Annotated in this window: 11 protein-coding genes; all 11 read left to right on the top strand. The window is 49.3% G+C overall.

All coding sequences use genetic code 11. The annotated features are described in order from the left end of the window. The first annotated feature begins 14 nt into the window (after nt 1-14). The 11 genes from D1831_RS09675 to D1831_RS09625 all read left to right on the top strand — a co-directional run bounded on the left by D1831_RS09675 (nt 15) and on the right by D1831_RS09625 (nt 15,992). The gene (locus tag D1831_RS09675) at nt 15-539 is read left to right on the top strand and encodes a hypothetical protein (protein WP_125072737.1); all 525 of its coding nucleotides are present in this window, start codon (nt 15-17) and stop codon (nt 537-539) included. A gap of 165 nt (nt 540-704) precedes the next feature. Further along, nucleotides 705-3,056 carry an SEC10/PgrA surface exclusion domain-containing protein gene (locus tag D1831_RS09670; RefSeq protein WP_125072739.1) on the top strand — a complete coding sequence of 784 codons (2,352 nt, stop codon included), beginning with the start codon at nt 705-707 and terminating at the stop codon, nt 3,054-3,056. Nucleotides 3,057-3,233: 177 nt separating this feature from the next. Beyond that, nucleotides 3,234-4,958 (top strand): ABC transporter ATP-binding protein, encoded by a 1,725-nt coding sequence (locus D1831_RS09665; protein WP_125072736.1) that lies wholly within the window; start codon nt 3,234-3,236, stop codon nt 4,956-4,958. After that, nucleotides 4,955-6,736, top strand: coding sequence for an ABC transporter ATP-binding protein (locus D1831_RS09660; protein WP_125072735.1), 1,782 nt, complete (start codon nt 4,955-4,957; stop codon nt 6,734-6,736). The genes D1831_RS09665 and D1831_RS09660 overlap by 4 nt, the downstream gene beginning before the upstream one ends. A gap of 27 nt (nt 6,737-6,763) precedes the next feature. Next, the gene (locus D1831_RS09655) at nt 6,764-7,942 is read left to right on the top strand and encodes an AbrB/MazE/SpoVT family DNA-binding domain-containing protein (RefSeq protein WP_125072734.1); all 1,179 of its coding nucleotides are present in this window, start codon (nt 6,764-6,766) and stop codon (nt 7,940-7,942) included. 203 nt (nt 7,943-8,145) lie between these two features. Next, a complete protein-coding gene (locus D1831_RS09650) occupies nt 8,146-9,735 on the top strand; it encodes a cation:proton antiporter (RefSeq protein WP_125072733.1) in 1,590 nt (529 codons plus the stop codon). A 132-nt stretch (nt 9,736-9,867) separates the two neighbouring features. Further along, on the top strand, nt 9,868-11,472 hold the full coding sequence (locus D1831_RS09645) for a cation:proton antiporter (protein ID WP_125072732.1): 1,605 nt from the start codon (nt 9,868-9,870) through the stop codon (nt 11,470-11,472). A 9-nt stretch (nt 11,473-11,481) separates the two neighbouring features. Next, entirely contained in the window at nt 11,482-12,159 is a 678-nt protein-coding gene (locus D1831_RS09640) for a type 1 glutamine amidotransferase domain-containing protein (RefSeq protein WP_125072731.1), read from the top strand. A 214-nt stretch (nt 12,160-12,373) separates the two neighbouring features. Then, on the top strand, nt 12,374-13,897 hold the full coding sequence (locus D1831_RS09635; RefSeq protein ID WP_125072730.1) for an endonuclease MutS2: 1,524 nt from the start codon (nt 12,374-12,376) through the stop codon (nt 13,895-13,897). A 131-nt stretch (nt 13,898-14,028) separates the two neighbouring features. Beyond that, nucleotides 14,029-15,549 carry a Y-family DNA polymerase gene (locus tag D1831_RS09630; protein WP_125072729.1) on the top strand — a complete coding sequence of 507 codons (1,521 nt, stop codon included), beginning with the start codon at nt 14,029-14,031 and terminating at the stop codon, nt 15,547-15,549. Further along, nucleotides 15,546-15,992: a hypothetical protein gene (locus tag D1831_RS09625; protein ID WP_125072728.1), complete on the top strand. Its 447-nt coding sequence runs from the start codon at nt 15,546-15,548 to the stop codon at nt 15,990-15,992. The genes D1831_RS09630 and D1831_RS09625 overlap by 4 nt, the downstream gene beginning before the upstream one ends. The last annotated feature ends 64 nt before the right edge of the window (nt 15,993-16,056 follow it).

Genomic DNA, 16,056 nt, shown 5'->3' with positions numbered 1-16,056 from the left:
GGGGAGGGATTATCATGAAAAAATGGTGGTTAGGATTGGTTGCATTATTGACGATGGTGACATTTACGGTGGGGGTGCCAGCGCAAGCTTCGGCTCCAAAAACGCCGAAGACAATTAAGGTCAAGGGAAAGTATGGCACTTATCGGCGTTATACTAAAAAGTTGCCTAAATCTTTGCGGGGTAAATGGTACGCAAAAATTAGCAAGAAACATCACTATTACGATCAATTGAACTTTAAATCATACAAAACTATTATGGAAAAGCGTCAGAACAATAGTATCGATTTTTCAATGTATAATCGTATTGGCAAAGAGCAATATGGCCAAAAACTATTTTATAACAAACATTGGTTTATTTTGGAGGGAATTGCTTTTACGGGTGTCTTTCGAGTTAAAAAGATGACGATTGAGCATAAACGCCAATCGGTGCTGATGTATGACGATCAGGGACAAACGACTTATTATTTACGCCATAAGTCGAAACATATGCATACGTTTCTGGGTCGACCGCAGGATTTTAAATTAATGGGACACATTTAAACGCGTGATTGTAAATAATGTTAACATTTTAAAAAATCAACCCTGGTAAGCATTAGTCTTAAATCTTGGGCGAAATAATAAATATTATTATAATAACAGCTAAATATTTTTGAACGATATGTTATAACTAATGTATAAGTCGAAAAATCTAGGAGGAGATTCAAGATGAAGAACGTTACGAAAGTTGTTACGGGGGTTGCGGCGGTAGCGGGGGCCCTTTCGTTTGGAAATACTAACGTTAAGGCGGCTACGGCTACAACGACGTCAAGCACAGATCAAACCACTAAAATGAAAACGGATACAAACGACGTGGCTAATCCTACCGTCGCGCAAGCCGCTAAAAACGTGGATAGCGCAACTCAGGATAAAGCTAAGGCGCAAGAAAAACTGGATTGGGCTAAGCAAAACGTGGCGGACGCGACCGATGCAAATATTCAAAAGGTTAAGGATAACCAAACGGTGGTCCAAAACCAAATTACCACGGATCAGGGGAACGAGCAAAACGCACAAAGTAACTTAGACGCAGCCACTAATGAACAAAAGGCAGCCCAAGCTGAAGCTGACCAGGCCGATGCTCAGGTCAATAGCGCGACCCAGGCAAAAAATGACGCGCAGGCCGACGTGGCGACTAACCAAGCCGCGGTGGATAATGATAATCAGGCCATTAACGATACGACTGCCGAAAATGCGGCGGCTGGGGACCGGTTAGCGAACGATACGAATAACCAAAATGCGGCTGCGGCCCAAACCGGAATCGACCAAACTAAGGAAAAGATTGCGGCTAAGCAGACCGAACAAAAACCGGCACAAGACAAGGTGGATCAAGCGACCCAACAAGCTAACACGGCTAACAATGAGCTAAATGCGGCTAAGACGACCCAACAGGCGGCTCAAGCCGCGGTGGATAACACGAAGGCGCAAATCAAAGTGGCTCAGAGTAACCAGCAAACGAATGCCCAAAATACGATCACGTTGCCATCCGGGGTGTCGAATCAATTATTTGAAGATTTACTAGAAGGCAAAATTACTAATGAGCAAGCTTCGGCCGTTTTAACTAAGGGCATGGACATTGCCGGTAACACTTACCATAGTAACGAGGCGGATAAGGCTAGCACGTTTACTAACCTGGACAGTTTATCCTACGCCCAACGTTTGGAACTGACCCAGTTTGCTTCCGATTTAATTAACGGAATTCGGGATCAAATGGGGAATCCCCATACTTACATTACGAACGATTCGTTAGCCTTTGCCAACGAGGTGGCTAAGCAATACGTTGCGGATCACTGGAGCTTGGGTGAAAAAAGTGATCACGACGTTGACGGGATTAGCCGGGTCGCTGCTAAGTACGGCTTGGCGACCGGGGTGAACTATTACGAAAACCTAAGTTGGAACTATATTTTTAACGGTGTGGATAATAATATTGACGAAGCTAAACAAGCCGTTTACAACACCATTCTTGGGATGGTGGCGAATGACGCTAAGTCAAGTTGGTTACACGCCGACTCAATTACGGGCCACAACTGGGGAATTCAAACCAATGAACCAGCTTATCTAGGAATTGCGACCGATTCACTGAATCAGGTGCACATCACCATGGTGCAGAATGACCCAGCTTACGTTACGACGCCCGGTAAGTTTGACATGACCAACGTGCTTGCAAACGCGACGGCCCCGACGTCGGAACAAGTCAAGGCGTTAAGTGCAACGTTGGCAACGCAACAGGCCGCTTTAAACGCTGCTGTTCAGGACGTTAACGCTAAGCAGGGTGTTTACGATAAAGCACACCAAGTTCAAACAACCGCGCAGACTGCGCTGGATACGGTGAACGCGGCGTTAGCCCAGCTCAATCAGCAGTTAACGGACTACCAAAACAAGTTAACGGCCGCTCAGCAGCAGCAAGTTAAGGACCAGGAAACCGTTAAGGAAGCACCGGCAAAATTGGCCGCTTTAAAGGCAAAGTTAACAACGGACCAACAAAGTTTAGCAGCGGCCCAAGCGAAGTTAGCCGACGCCGTCACGACCTTGCAGTCGGCTCAAGCTACTGCAGCTGAAAAACACGCGGCTTTGGACACCATCAATGCGCAGGTAAGTCAGCTCCAGACACTCTTGGCGGCCGCACAAGCGGTGACTAAGACGGACCAGGATCTGTTAGCTAGTCTGCAACAGGTACTGTTCAATTACCAAAACGCGGACCAAATTTTGGCAACCGTTCAAGCAGTTTACGATAAGCTGGCGGCTCGTTTGACGACCGCTCAGGCTGACCTCTTAACGGCGCAAGCCAATGCGGACAATGCCGGTCAAAAAGTCGTTCAGTTAGCGGCCCGGACAACGAGTCACGCCGCACAAGTGACGTTGCCAGCCGTTAAAGCGGCTAAGCAGGATGCCAATAAGTTAACTAGTGACGCTACGTTGCCACAGACTAACGAACAGGCCGCGGCACCAATCAGTTTACTCGGGGTGGCGTTGCTAGGCTTAGTCGGCTTGGGCTACGCGGGCTTACGGCGGAAGTTTCAATAATTAGCAGAAGATAGTGATTAGAGTTTAAGCGGGTTGCTGACCAGTGGTCACGACCCGTTTTTTATGCGTCGTAATTAGTTTTGCAATGTGAATTATTAAAAACCATTATATATTGATTGTGGAACCCACCAATTTCGGGTAGGCTTAGGGAAGATGAGTTACAGGGAGGAATGGAGAATGAAAGTGTTGATGCCATATTTCAAACGGTATCACGTCGACGTGTGGGTGGCGATGCTGTCCGTGATCGTCCTCGTTTTTGCGACGTTGTGGCAACCCCGGTTGTTACAAGTCGTGATGGAAGCCATCATTAAAAACGACCAGCAAACGGTTTTTCGAGAAGGCTTAATGTTACTAGGGTTAGCCGTGCTGGGGATTGTCGGCGGGATCGTCAACACGATTTATTCCGCCAAGGTCGCGCTTGGCGTGGCAACTGATTTGCGAGCTGACTTGTACGCCAAGATTCAGTCGTTTGCGTACGCCGATGTTGAAAAGTTTTCGGCGTCTAACCTAGTCGTCCGGATGACTAACGATATTAACCAAGTCCAGCAAATTGTGATGGCTGGGTTTCAACAAATTACCCGGATTCCGTTGCTGTTTATCGGGGCGTTTATGTTAGCCATTATTACGATGCCGGAGCAGTGGTGGGTCATCATCGTCATGATGGCGGTGATCCTACTGGCCTCGTGGATCGCGGTTCAACGGATGACCAAGTATTTTGCCGAGACGCAACAGGATATTGAGAACGTTAATACGGTGGCCCGGGAAAACCTGATGGGAATTCGCGTGGTCAAATCGTTCGTTCAAGAATCAAACGAAATTAAGAAGTTTTCAACCGCGTCGGACCAACTGACGGCCGTTACGGCTAAAATTGGGTACTGGTTCTCGATCTTAATGCCGATTTTCTTCTTAACGGCAAACTTGGCCGTGGGGATGGCGGTTTACTTAGTGGGCCAAAACATTACGGCGCACCCGGGCTACTTAGCCGCAATTACCAGTTTTATTTCCTATTTAATGCAAATTTTGTACGCCGTGATCAACGGGGGCTTTTTGATGACCTTCGCGTCGCGGGCGTTCATTTCGATTGGCCGGATCAGTGAAGTGTTGAATACTGAACCGAGCATGACCTACGTGGACGGGGAAAACGCCGCTCCGTTAGCCGGCGACATCAGCTTTGAACACGTCACGTTCACCTATCCCGGTGATGACCAACCAACTTTAAGGGACGTTAGTTTTAGTGTGAAAGCCGGTTCGATGCTCGGCATTGTCGGGGCGACCGGTTCGGGTAAAACGACCCTGGCACAATTGATTGCCCGGCTTTATGATCCCGACAGTGGGGTCATTAAAGTTGGCGGCGTTGACGTGCGGCAGATTCCCGAAAAGGCCTTGCGGGCAACCGTGGCTTACGTCTTACAACGTTCGACGCTGTTTTCCGGAACGATTTCCGGGAATTTAAAGCAGGTGCGGCCCGACGCGCAGGTCAACCACATGCGCTGGGCGGCCAACGTGGCGCAAGCGTCCGAATTTATCGAACGCTTACCCCAGACTTACGACGCTCCAGTCGAGGAACGTTCCCAAAACTTCTCCGGGGGTCAAAAGCAACGGCTCGCAATCACCCGGGGAGTGATTGCTAACCCGGAAATCTTGATTTTAGACGACGCGACCTCGGCGCTGGACGCCCGTTCGGAAAAACTCGTTCAGGAAGCGCTCGACCGGGATTTAAAGTCGACCACCACCGTGGTGATTGCCGAGAAGATTGCTTCAATTATTCGTGCCGACCAAATCTTAGTGTTGGACGATGGTCAAATTAGTGGCAGCGGGACTCACCGCGAATTGTTACAAAACAACGCCATTTACCAAACGATTTATCAAACCCAAAAGGCACGTGAGGAGGGAGTGCAATGAACGACTTACGCAATGCCGGCAAGTATTACTGGCACTATTTAAAAAAGTATTGGCGGGGCTTTATTTTAAGTGCGCTCCTAATTGCCTTTTCAACTTGGTGCATCGTGGTTGCGCCGACCTATTTAGGACGGGCCGTTGAGGAACTAACGACTTACTTGGCCCGGTGGACAAACCCGGCCACCCGCGCCCAGGCCAGTCTGGGGACGTTTAACCACACGCTGATCATTTACATTTTGCTGTACATCGGTGACGCGGCCACCATCTTTGTTGCGAGTTTGATCCTCGCGCGGGTGACGGCCTATTCAACCGGGACGATGCGGGTCGGACTGTTCCGCAAAATGCAGCGGATGAAAGTCCAGTACTTTGACACCCATAGTGACGGCGATATTTTAGCCCGGTTTACGTCCGATTTGGATAACATTTTTAACGCCATGAACCAGGCCCTGCTCGAAGTACTATTGGCCGTCGCGCAGTTTGTGGGCTTGCTGATCGTGATGTTCAATCAGAACGTGACGATGGCCTGGGTAACGATGGCGTCTACGCCGGTGGCCCTAATTATTGCGGCCCTCGTCATGCGCAAAGCCGGTACCGCGGTCAATCAGCAACAGGACGACATTGGCCGCTTGAACGGCTACATTAACGAACAGATCACCGGTCAAAAAGTGTTGATTACGAACGGCTTACAACACGATTCTCTGCGCGGTTTTACGAACTATAATAGTAAGGTTCGCCAATCCGCGCTAACTGGGCAAATTTGGTCAGGTATTTTGAACCCGCTCATGCAGGGGATGTCCCTGCTGAATACCGCCATCGTGATCTTCTTCGGGTCGTGGCTGGCGTTAAACGGCAGTATGTCCAAGGGGGCGGCGTTGGCCCTGGTCGTCGTGTTTGTGAACTACGCCCAGCAGTATTACCAACCGATTATGTCGTTGACTAGTTTGTATAGTATGATTCAGTTGGCCATTACCGGGGCACGCCGGGTCGACGAAGTTCGGAATCAACCCGACGAAGTCAACCCGGTAAACGGCGGACGGCCTGACGGGATTCACCAGGAATTAAAAATCGATGACGTCCACTTTAGTTACGTTCCCGGTAAGGAAATTTTGCACGGGGTGACGATCAACGTTCACCGTGGCGAAATGGTGGCGTTAGTTGGGCCGACCGGTTCCGGAAAAACGACCGTAATGAACCTGTTAAACCGGTTCTACGACGTTGATAGTGGTCAGATTACTTTTGACGGGACCGATATTCGGACCTTTGATTTAAACGCACTCCGGCAAAACGTCGGCATTGTGTTACAAGAACCGCAGCTATTTACCGGAACGATTGCGGATAATATCCGCTACGGTGAACCCGACGCCAGTATGGAGCGGGTCATTGACGCCGCCAAACAGGCCAACATTCACGATTTTATTGAAAGCTTGCCGGATAAGTACGACACGCGGGTTTCCGACGAACAGAGTGTCTTCTCGGCTGGTCAAAAACAGTTGATGTCGATTGCCCGGACGATCTTAACCAATCCGCGGCTCTTAATTTTAGACGAAGCGACATCCAACGTGGACACGGTCACCGAAGCGAAGATCCAAGCCGCGATGGACAACGTGATTCAGGGACGGACGAGTTTTGTGATCGCGCACCGGTTAAAAACGATTTTGAACGCTGATAAAATCGTGGTGCTTAAGGACGGGGCGATTATTGAGCAGGGCAACCACGCCGCGTTGTTAGCAGAAAACGGGTTTTACGCCGAATTGTACCGTAACCAAATGGTTTTTGAATAATAGTAAAGATAAGTGAGGAGTAGGTTAATGGCAGGGCAGGAAAAGAAGGTACGGGTGACGATTCCGGTTTCCGCGTTAGAACGGGCGGGACTCACTCCGGATGACCAGTTACAAGTAAAGGTTCATGACGACGGCCTGGTGCTGGGAAAAACGGACCAGGATCAACCCGAACGGTTATGGAACCTGATTATTTGGCCCCTAATTATTGCGGCGGTTTCCGGTCTTGCCAGCTATGCTTACTGGTGGGTCCGCGGGTTGCGACCGGTGGGCTTGACCGGTTCGGAATCGGTTGCCAGTTTAACGATCGTGGCCGGGGTGGTGACCGGTGCCGTCTTGTTTATCGTTTTTTTCCTTAAAACGCGTAACGACCCGGACAACCGGTTTTCCCGGCAAATTTACTGGCGCAACTTCCCGGTGATCACGCTCGCGTTTGTGATGATCTTAGCCTTTGCGTTGGTGGGAGCTTTTTGGGTGTTAGGGCTGCTTTTTCCCAAAGTGGTTTTTGACCGGCTTACGGCATTTTTGTTAGTGGTGGTCTTTACCTACTTTGCGGACGCGTTCATGATTGGGGCCGCGTTAACGATCAACGCCCGGACGTTATCAACGATTTTAGTCGTGGTCATCGTCAGTGGCTGTGTCGTTTCCATGGCCGCGAACGGTCAGCGCCGCTGGTGGCAACATAACCTAAGCTTTTTGGGAACGGCCAGTGCCCGCAACGCCTGGCAGTTTAACCTGACGCTGATTTTTTCCGCGTTACTGATGGTCGTCCTAGTAGATTACCTGTTCGTTTCGCTTAGTCGTATTTATCCCCGAACTTGGCGCACGTCGACGTTACGATTATTGTTAACGCTGACGGCGGTGGATTTGGGCGCGGTCGGGCTTTTTCCCAATAACACCAACTTACACTGGTTGCACGACGCGGTTGCCGGCGGGTTAGTGACCCTCTTAGTTTTACTCATTGTCGGGGTGCGTTGGCTTTTACCGGGGGTGACTAAGGACTTTTTATGGCTCTCCTACGGTATCGGGGTTGCGCTGCTGTTACTAAACTTTGGGTTTCGGTGGTTCCGCTTCCCGTCGCTGACGGCTTTTGAAATCCAGGCCTTTGCGATTTCGTTTGGCTGGTTACTGATGCTGTTTGCCCGGCTGCAAAATCTCGTAAACGAGGGCAGCGCGCCAATCCCGGTTAAAATGGAAAAAGACGGGTAACGCCCCGTTATTATAACTAATCGACATTGCGATTTCACAACGGTTAAACGTTGGTGGAGCCGCAATGTTTTGGTTTTCGGCGTGATTAAATGGGGGCGAGCCTGTTACAAGTTTATAAATGAGCGTTTTATGAGTGTAAATGGTATAAATATAACTGAATGAATTTTAATTTAACAAATTATCAGTATGAGGGGGCGACACGCATGCACCTAATGCTTTCAACGTTTATTTTGTTGATTGTCGCGGTCATTAGTGTGTTTTTATCACGTGTTTTGACCAAGGTATCCGTGAACTACATTAGTATGGTGATGGGGGCGTTACTCTGTTTAACACCCTATTTAGGGAGTCACATTGAAAAATTCAGTTCGGAAGTTTTTATTGGCATGATCGTGGCGCCGCTCCTATTTTTTGAAGGCCAGGCGACCCGGTTAAACGCGGTGGGTAAGGAATTTCGCCACATTATTGAAATGACCGTCTTTTTGGTGATCCTGTGCTTAGTCGTCGCCGGCTTTGGGGTTTGGATGGCGGCGGGAATTAGTTTGCCGTTAGCTTTTATCCTAGCTGCAATCAGTACGCCCACCGACGCGACCGCGATGGAGTCGGTCAGCAGTGGGCGTAAAATGCCACGCAGTGAAAGCTTGCACTTAAAAATGGAATCGCTGTTTAACGACGCGTCCGGGATCATCCTATTGAACATGGCGGTGCTGTGGTACGTGAACGGCTATATTAATTACGGGGAAACCGTCGTGGAATTTTTAATTTCAGCGGTCGGTGGGGTGTTAGTTGGTTTTGCGGTGGCGTGGGTGATGGTGTTATTTCGCCAAATCTTACTGCGTTCTTCGTACAACTCGCTCAACGCTTCAATTCTATTGTACATTGTGACCCCGTTCGTCCTGTACTATTTGGCCGAAGCACTTCACGTTTCGGGCATTATCGCGGTTGTGTGTGCCGGCTTAGTGCATAACGCCGAGGCGGAACGGAGTCGTTTGATCAGTCCTCAACAGACCCACTTTGGCTTTGACCTGGTTGCCATGATCACGGAAATCTTTAATAGTACCGTCTTTGTCATTTTGGGCTTCATGTTTGTGAAGATCATTGCGGATGAGGGGGCGTTACTCTATTCGCTTAACTGGCTATTAATTGGGGTGGTGCTCTACGTCGCCAACGTGGTGGTGCGGTTTGTTTACGGACGGTTACGGTTAAACTTTGATCAGCGCGCCGGCTGGATCTATGCGCTGGGCGGGGTGCATGGTGCGGTGACTTTGGCGTTAGCTTATACTTTGATTGACACGGCGGTTAAAACCAGTGATTTTAACTTGGTCTTGTTAGCGGAAAGTGTGCTGATTATTTTGAGTATGTTGGTTCCGACGGTGGTTTTCCGGTTTATTTTGAAACCGGACATGACCGATGATCAGGCGGCCACCGAAATTGATAAAATCCGGGTTGCCATGGTCCACCAGGCGATTGACGCGGTTCAAAAAATGTACCTACCAGAAAACGTCAAGAAATCGGTGATTTTCGATTTAATGACCCAGAAACAGCGAACGCGGACCCGCGACTTCACCCGGGCTTGGTTGGAAGTGGTCCGCCGACCAGAGTTTACCGGGGCGGAAAAGGAACTAGAAATGCGGGCCTTCATGAATGCGCTGGAACAGGAACGCCAGTATTTAGACATGATCTCGCAACAGGAAGTTAAGTACCAAAATTACGTTTTTAAACTGTATAACGAAACGTTATTAGCGGAATCCCTCGTGATTGGGCCCACCATTTACGACGCCGATTCTGACCAGTAACGATTAACAGAGTGGTGATGAGATTATTGTCGCCACTTTTTTCGTGACTTGCGGGCGTCTCTGCTTTACAACCTTTTATAAAATTACAATAATTAATATTAGTTATATTAATTAAAAAAAGGGGGTCCAAGCATGTCGATGCTCGTTTCTACCGGGGTACTGATCGTTGCGGCGATGGTCAGTATTGTGATCAACCGCCGCTGGCTATCACGTGTGTCGGTCAATTACGTCAGTATGCTAGTCGGGGCGGTAATTGCGGTCGTGCCGTTTATTAACCGGTTAGTTGAAACCTTTAACTCGGAAGTCTTTATCGGTCTAATTGTCGCACCGCTGCTCTATTTTGAAGGACAAAACACCCGTATGAACTTGGTCGGACGCCACGTTCGAGAAATTGTCAGTTTGACGGTTGGAATGGTGGTTTTGTGCGCGGTGGCGGCGGGATTAGGAACCGCGTGGTTGACTGGTCTAGGGTTGCCGTTAGCGTTCATTTTGGCCGCTATTAGCACGCCAACCGATGCGACTGCCACGGAGTCCGTGACGATGGGCCTAAAATTGCCGGGGCGTGAGGCGGCCGGGTTAAAACTGGAATCCCTATTTAACGACGCGTCCGGGATCATTCTACTTAACATGGCGGTTTTGTGGTACGTGAACGGCTACGTTAATTATTCGCAAACCCTCTGGGATTTCGTGTATTCCGCGGTCGGCGGGGTGGTTTTCGGGGGTGCGGTTAGTGGATTGCTCGTTTATTTGCGACAGTCGATGTTGCGGTCGCCGCTGAACTTCTTAAATAATACTTATAATAACGGAACGCCGTTAAAAGTTATTTACCTGATGACTCCGTTTTTACTTTACTTCGGTGGCGAGGCGGTGGGCGTTTCTGGAATCATTGCGGTCGTATTCGCTGGCTTGGTCCACAACGCCGAGGGTGAACGTAGTGCCTTAGCAAATCCCCAACTAGCGAGTGACATTTACCAACTCATTGGTCTCATTAGCGACGTATTGAATAGCGTGGTTTTTATTGTCTTGGGCATTATGCTGTTACGGACAGCTCTTGACCGGTCCGTTTCTTACAACGGTTCGTGGATCTGGGTGGTCGTGGGGATTGCATTGTATCTGGCCAACTTATTAGTTCGGTACTTGTACGTGCGGTTCGTGCACCACTTGAAAAATCGCTCGGCCTGGATCTTTGCCTTGGGTGGAATCCACGGGGCGGTGACCTTCGCGCTGGCCTTTACGGTGGCGGAGACTCAGGTGAAAACGGCGGATTTTAACCTCGTATTGATGTCGGAAAGTTTACTGATTATTTTAAGTATGGTCGTACCAACCATTGTTTTTCGCTGGCTGTTACCACGAATTAAAGTCGATCAAGATGCTGCCCAACAAATGAAAGTTGTCCGGGGCCAAATGATTACGGCTGGTATTGAACACGTTAAACAAATGAACTTATCTGACGAATATGAAGGGGCGATTGTATTTGACTTGCAATCGCAGGATGGTGATACCACCGTGCAACAATTCGTTTCGGAATGGCGCCGGATGGTTCGCCACCCGGAATACACGCCGGAACAAATGAGTCAATTTATGAACATTTACCGGGTGGCTTTTCAGGTGGAACGGGAATATTTATTACGGCAGTACGAAGAAGAGCACGCCGTTAGTGAAGATTTATTCAACGTTTTGTACCGGGAAATTACCATGGCTGAAATGGTGGTCTTGGAATACGGCGTTCGCCAGTAGGAGGGCAAGATGAAAAAGATTTTGGTTATTTTAACGAATACCACCCGTTACGGACAAACAACGGCCCCGACCGGTTTATGGTTGGGGGAAGCGACTGAGTTTGTTGAAGAAGTGGTTAAAGCGGAGTTCCAAGTGGACTACGTCAGTCCTAAGGGCGGTTTTGTGCCGTTGGATCCTCGTAGCATGAAGTACGTCGATGAATCAATTATGCGGGTTTATGAAAGTAATGATTTTCAACAACGCGCGTTGATCCGTTCGTTAGCGGCTAAGGACGTAAACGGGGCCGATTATAGCGCAATATACTTCACTGGGGGTCACGGTGTAATGTGGGATTTCCCTAACGACGTTAATTTGCAACGCTTAACGCGGACCATTTACGAAAATGGTGGCTTTGTAACGGCGGTTTGCCACGGTATTGCCGGGTTACTCAACGTTAAATTAACTAGCGGTCAGTATTTGATTAGTGGTAAACACGTTACTGGTTTTACGCTAAGTGAGGAACTGATTGCGGGTAAACGACGGGTCGTCCCGTTTTTAAACCAGCAAGTGGCCGAAAGTCACGGTGCTAAGTTTGAGAAAAAACGGGCTTACAAAACCTTTGCCGTTCGTGATGGGCAACTAATTACGGGGCAAAATCCATTTTCAGCCCAGGCCGTTGCGGAAAAATTGATTTCGGCGATTGGATAGAAATTCGGCGTTCACCGTTTGCGTGGACTCTTTTTTTGATGATGATTTGCGTTGAACGGTTCAGGATGTTAGACTGTGAACGTTATTTTATTTTTAAAGGAGTGAACTTAATGAGTGCGGAAATACTGTCCGGTAATGTCCCTAGCGCAATTCGCGCGGTATTCGGCTAGGCAAACGACAGTTAAGTGTGTTGCCTTGCCATAAGGAGAAACACATGAACGATACAATTAAACAAACGTTACAACTAGATCAGATTTTAGACACGGTTGCTGAACTGACCCATAGCCAGTTGGCGGCGGACCAGTTACGGCAAAGTTCCGAACAGACCGACCTCAACGCGGTCAAAGCGGAATTAACGCTGACCCACGAAGCGCACCAATTGTTGGCAGCCGACGTTCAGTTGACCTTCTATGATTTAGATCAATTAACGGTAATTAAAACTAAACTAGACCAGGGGCGGTTGTTAAATCCCGGCCAACTTCAAACGGTTCTGGCCGTTTTAACGAGTTGGTCGCGGCTCAAAACGGTGCTAGGCTTACGAGCAGAAGCGGCGCCTAACTTGGCCCGGTTGGCGGCCGACGTCACGCCGTTAAGTGGATTAAAACGGCGACTCGAACAGACTTTGGATCGGCGGGGTATTCGGGACACGGCAACGCCAGAATTAGCCCGTTTACGGCAGGTTAAACGTCAACGAGCGGCTAAGGTACAATCAGCCATCGCCCAGTTTATTCAAAAGCATCCGGCACAGTTACAGAGTCGACAAGTGATTCAACGGGACCAGCATTACGGGGTTCAGCTGAAGGCAACGTATAAGAATCGGTTTACGGGGATGGCTTTAGGCCAGTCTGCCACGGGCTCGACGGTTTATTTTGAACCCGGCAACGTGGCACAAAGTGGTCGGGAACTCGCGGCTACCATTAGTGACGAAGAAGCTGAAGTCTACCAGATCATCGCCACGCTAACCGGTGACGTGGACGAGCACTGGGACGATTTACAACATCAGGTACGCGCGTTTAGCCGCGTGGATCAAATTTTTGCCCGCGGCCGTTACGGCTTGGACAATCACGCCATTCTTCCCGAATTAAATCAACGACAAATAGTAACCATTAAGGATGGTCGCCACCCGTTGTTAGGTTCGGCGGCGGTACCGTTGAACGTCCACTTAGATCAAAACCAGAGCCTGATGATCACCGGGGCGAACTCCGGCGGTAAGACGGTGGTTTTAAAAACAATCGCGCTGTTTTCACTGATGGTGAAAGTTGGACTGGAAATCCCCGCGGCGGCGGGAACTAACCTGGCCGTCTTTGACCAAATCTTGATTGACATTGGTGATCAGCAAAACATGGCGGCACAACTGAGTACCTTCTCGGGTGAAATGACAACCTTAGTGGCTATCACGGACAATCTGCGGCCTAACGCCCTAGTACTGATGGATGAAATTGGGAGCGGGACCGACCCGGAAGAGGGTGCCGCGTTAGGGATTGCCATCATTGACGATCTGATTCAGCGTCACGCGAAGTTAATCGTCACGACCCATTACAGTGAAATTAAACAGTACGCGGTTGCCACTCCGGCCTTTGTCACCGGTGCGATGGCCTTTAACCGGGAAACGTTACGGCCTGAGTACCGGTTATTGTTGAACCAAGTTGGTGAGAGTGAGGCCATGTGGTTAGCTGCTAGACTAGGTTTAAATCCACGAATCGTGGCGGCGGCACGTGCCCGTTTGGCCCATCAATAAGAATATTGAAGTGAATGACGACTACCGTTAAATGGTGGCCGTCGTTTTTGGTTACTCGGGGACTGGCAATTACTTTGGAATTCAGTTATAATTAGGGGGAACAAACGTTCTGATGAGGAGGGAGTGATCATATGTCTGCAGGCCGAGTTTACGTAGCCATCGATTTAAAGTCGTTTTACGCGTCGGTGGAGTGCGTTGCCCATCATTTAGACCCGCTTAACGCAAATTTGGTGGTTGCTGACACTTCCCGGACGGATAAAACCATTTGTTTAGCCGTTTCCCCGGCACTTAAAAAGTTTGGGGTACCGGGACGGCCCCGGTTATTTGAAGTGGAACAGCGGGTTCGTCAGTTGAACCGTGAGCGGGCACGCTACTCATCATATCAACACGTGACACGCTATCAATCAATTTACCGACGAAAGTTATTAAAATCACCCGGATTGGGAATTGATTACCGGGTAGTACCACCCCGGATGCACTATTATATGCAAAAAAGTGCTGAAATTTACGACATTTACTTGCGCTTCATTAAGCCGAAAAATATTCACGTTTACTCAATTGACGAAGTCTTTATGGACGTTACCGACTACCTCCAGAGCCACCACGTGACGGCTCACACTTTGGTCAAAACCATCATTCACGAAATTCAGGCGATGACCGGCATTACCGCTACGGCCGGTATTGGGACTAATTTGTACTTGGCAAAAGTGGCGATGGATATTGTAGCCAAAAAGATTCCGGCGGGCCGCGACGGTGTGCGTATTGCCCAAATGAATGAACACCAATACCGGCAGTATTTGTGGAGTCACCAACCATTGACGGATTTTTGGCGTGTTGGTCGTGGTTACGCTAAGCGACTGAACAAGTTAGGCTTAAAAACAATGGGTGACGTGGCGCGGTGCTCGTTGGGAAGCCTTTCCGACCACTACAACGAAGAAGTTTTGTACCGGGAGTTCGGAAAAAATGCGGAATTATTAATTGATCACGCCTGGGGCTATGAAGCAGCTACGTTGGCGGATATCAAGAGCTACCAAGCAAGCGAACACGGAATCTATGCTAGTCAGGTGCTGATGACCCCGTACCCCTATGAACAGGGACGGCAAGTTTTGCGGGGGATGGTGGACGCGTTAGCGCTAGACTTGGTGGCTCGCCGCGTGGTGACCGACCAAATTGGAATCCGCATTGATTATGACATTCAGAGCTTGCAGACGGGACATTATCACGGGACCATCAGCACGGATTATTATGGTCGGCAGGTTCCTAAGCCGGCTCACGAAAACGTGCGGTTACGGGTTGCTACGTCGGCGCCGGGGGAGTTGCAATCAGCCTATCAGCGGTTGTACCAGCAGACTGCTGATCAGCAATTGTTTATTCGCCGAATCACGGTGATGGCTAACCATTTAGTCGATGAACAGCGGGCTGCGCAAGTCCCCCGCTACGAACAAACGAGTCTATTTGAGGATCCGCAGCACGCGGCCCGCGTGGATAAACGGGCCCAACAGCGACGTGCACGTGACCATAAATTACAGGAAACCATATTACAATTACAAAAACAATCAGGAAATAAAAACGTGGTGGTACGTTTAGCGGATTTAACGCCGGGAGCCACAACGCTTGAACGTAATGCACAGATTGGGGGACACCGGGCTTGAGTGAAGAGTCGAAAACAAAAACTGAAGCGGATCTGTTCAATGATACAACGATGTACTGCGATATTATGGACCGTCCCCGGCCCGAGCCCAAGGCACATTTACGCATGCCTAGAGGGGAGCGGGCGGCCCAGTTTGCGCCGTTTGCAGCGCTGACGGGTTACCAAGACTTAATTGAGAAAAGGGCCAAAGTATACGCCCATAAACAATATCCGACGGCGGCCCAGGTCAACGTCGTTACGGCCCAATTGCGCCGTTTACAGCGTGGAAACCACCACGTTGAAGTCAACTACTTTAATGACGAGGTGGGACTTTACCAAACAATTACCGCGGCGTTATTAGCGGTAGACTTTGATCGCGGGCTTATTCGGTTGTCAGATCGGCTAATCATCGCCATCGCGAACGTGCGTCGGATTGTATCGGCCCAAACTAATATTGAATCGTGAAAAAATCGCCGGTGTACTTCTAAATTGAAGCACACCGGCGATTTATCATATGTGTTGGGTTAGA

It is taken from the genome of Lactiplantibacillus garii, from assembly GCF_003885105.1.
Taxonomy (GTDB): Bacteria; Bacillota; Bacilli; order Lactobacillales; family Lactobacillaceae; genus Lactiplantibacillus; species Lactiplantibacillus garii.
This window is presented reverse-complemented; position numbering and strand designations above follow the sequence as displayed.

What these genes read in the sequence shown, in the direction of transcription:
- D1831_RS09675 (WP_125072737.1), top strand. Translation starts at nt 15, where the DNA reads ATGAAAAAATGGTGGTTAGGATTGGTTGCATTATTGACGATGGTGACA.
- D1831_RS09670 (WP_125072739.1), top strand. Translation starts at nt 705, where the DNA reads ATGAAGAACGTTACGAAAGTTGTTACGGGGGTTGCGGCGGTAGCGGGG.
- D1831_RS09665 (WP_125072736.1), top strand. Translation starts at nt 3,234, where the DNA reads ATGAAAGTGTTGATGCCATATTTCAAACGGTATCACGTCGACGTGTGG.
- D1831_RS09660 (WP_125072735.1), top strand. Translation starts at nt 4,955, where the DNA reads ATGAACGACTTACGCAATGCCGGCAAGTATTACTGGCACTATTTAAAA.
- D1831_RS09655 (WP_125072734.1), top strand. Translation starts at nt 6,764, where the DNA reads ATGGCAGGGCAGGAAAAGAAGGTACGGGTGACGATTCCGGTTTCCGCG.
- D1831_RS09650 (WP_125072733.1), top strand. Translation starts at nt 8,146, where the DNA reads ATGCACCTAATGCTTTCAACGTTTATTTTGTTGATTGTCGCGGTCATT.
- D1831_RS09645 (WP_125072732.1), top strand. Translation starts at nt 9,868, where the DNA reads ATGTCGATGCTCGTTTCTACCGGGGTACTGATCGTTGCGGCGATGGTC.
- D1831_RS09640 (WP_125072731.1), top strand. Translation starts at nt 11,482, where the DNA reads ATGAAAAAGATTTTGGTTATTTTAACGAATACCACCCGTTACGGACAA.
- D1831_RS09635 (WP_125072730.1), top strand. Translation starts at nt 12,374, where the DNA reads ATGAACGATACAATTAAACAAACGTTACAACTAGATCAGATTTTAGAC.
- D1831_RS09630 (WP_125072729.1), top strand. Translation starts at nt 14,029, where the DNA reads ATGTCTGCAGGCCGAGTTTACGTAGCCATCGATTTAAAGTCGTTTTAC.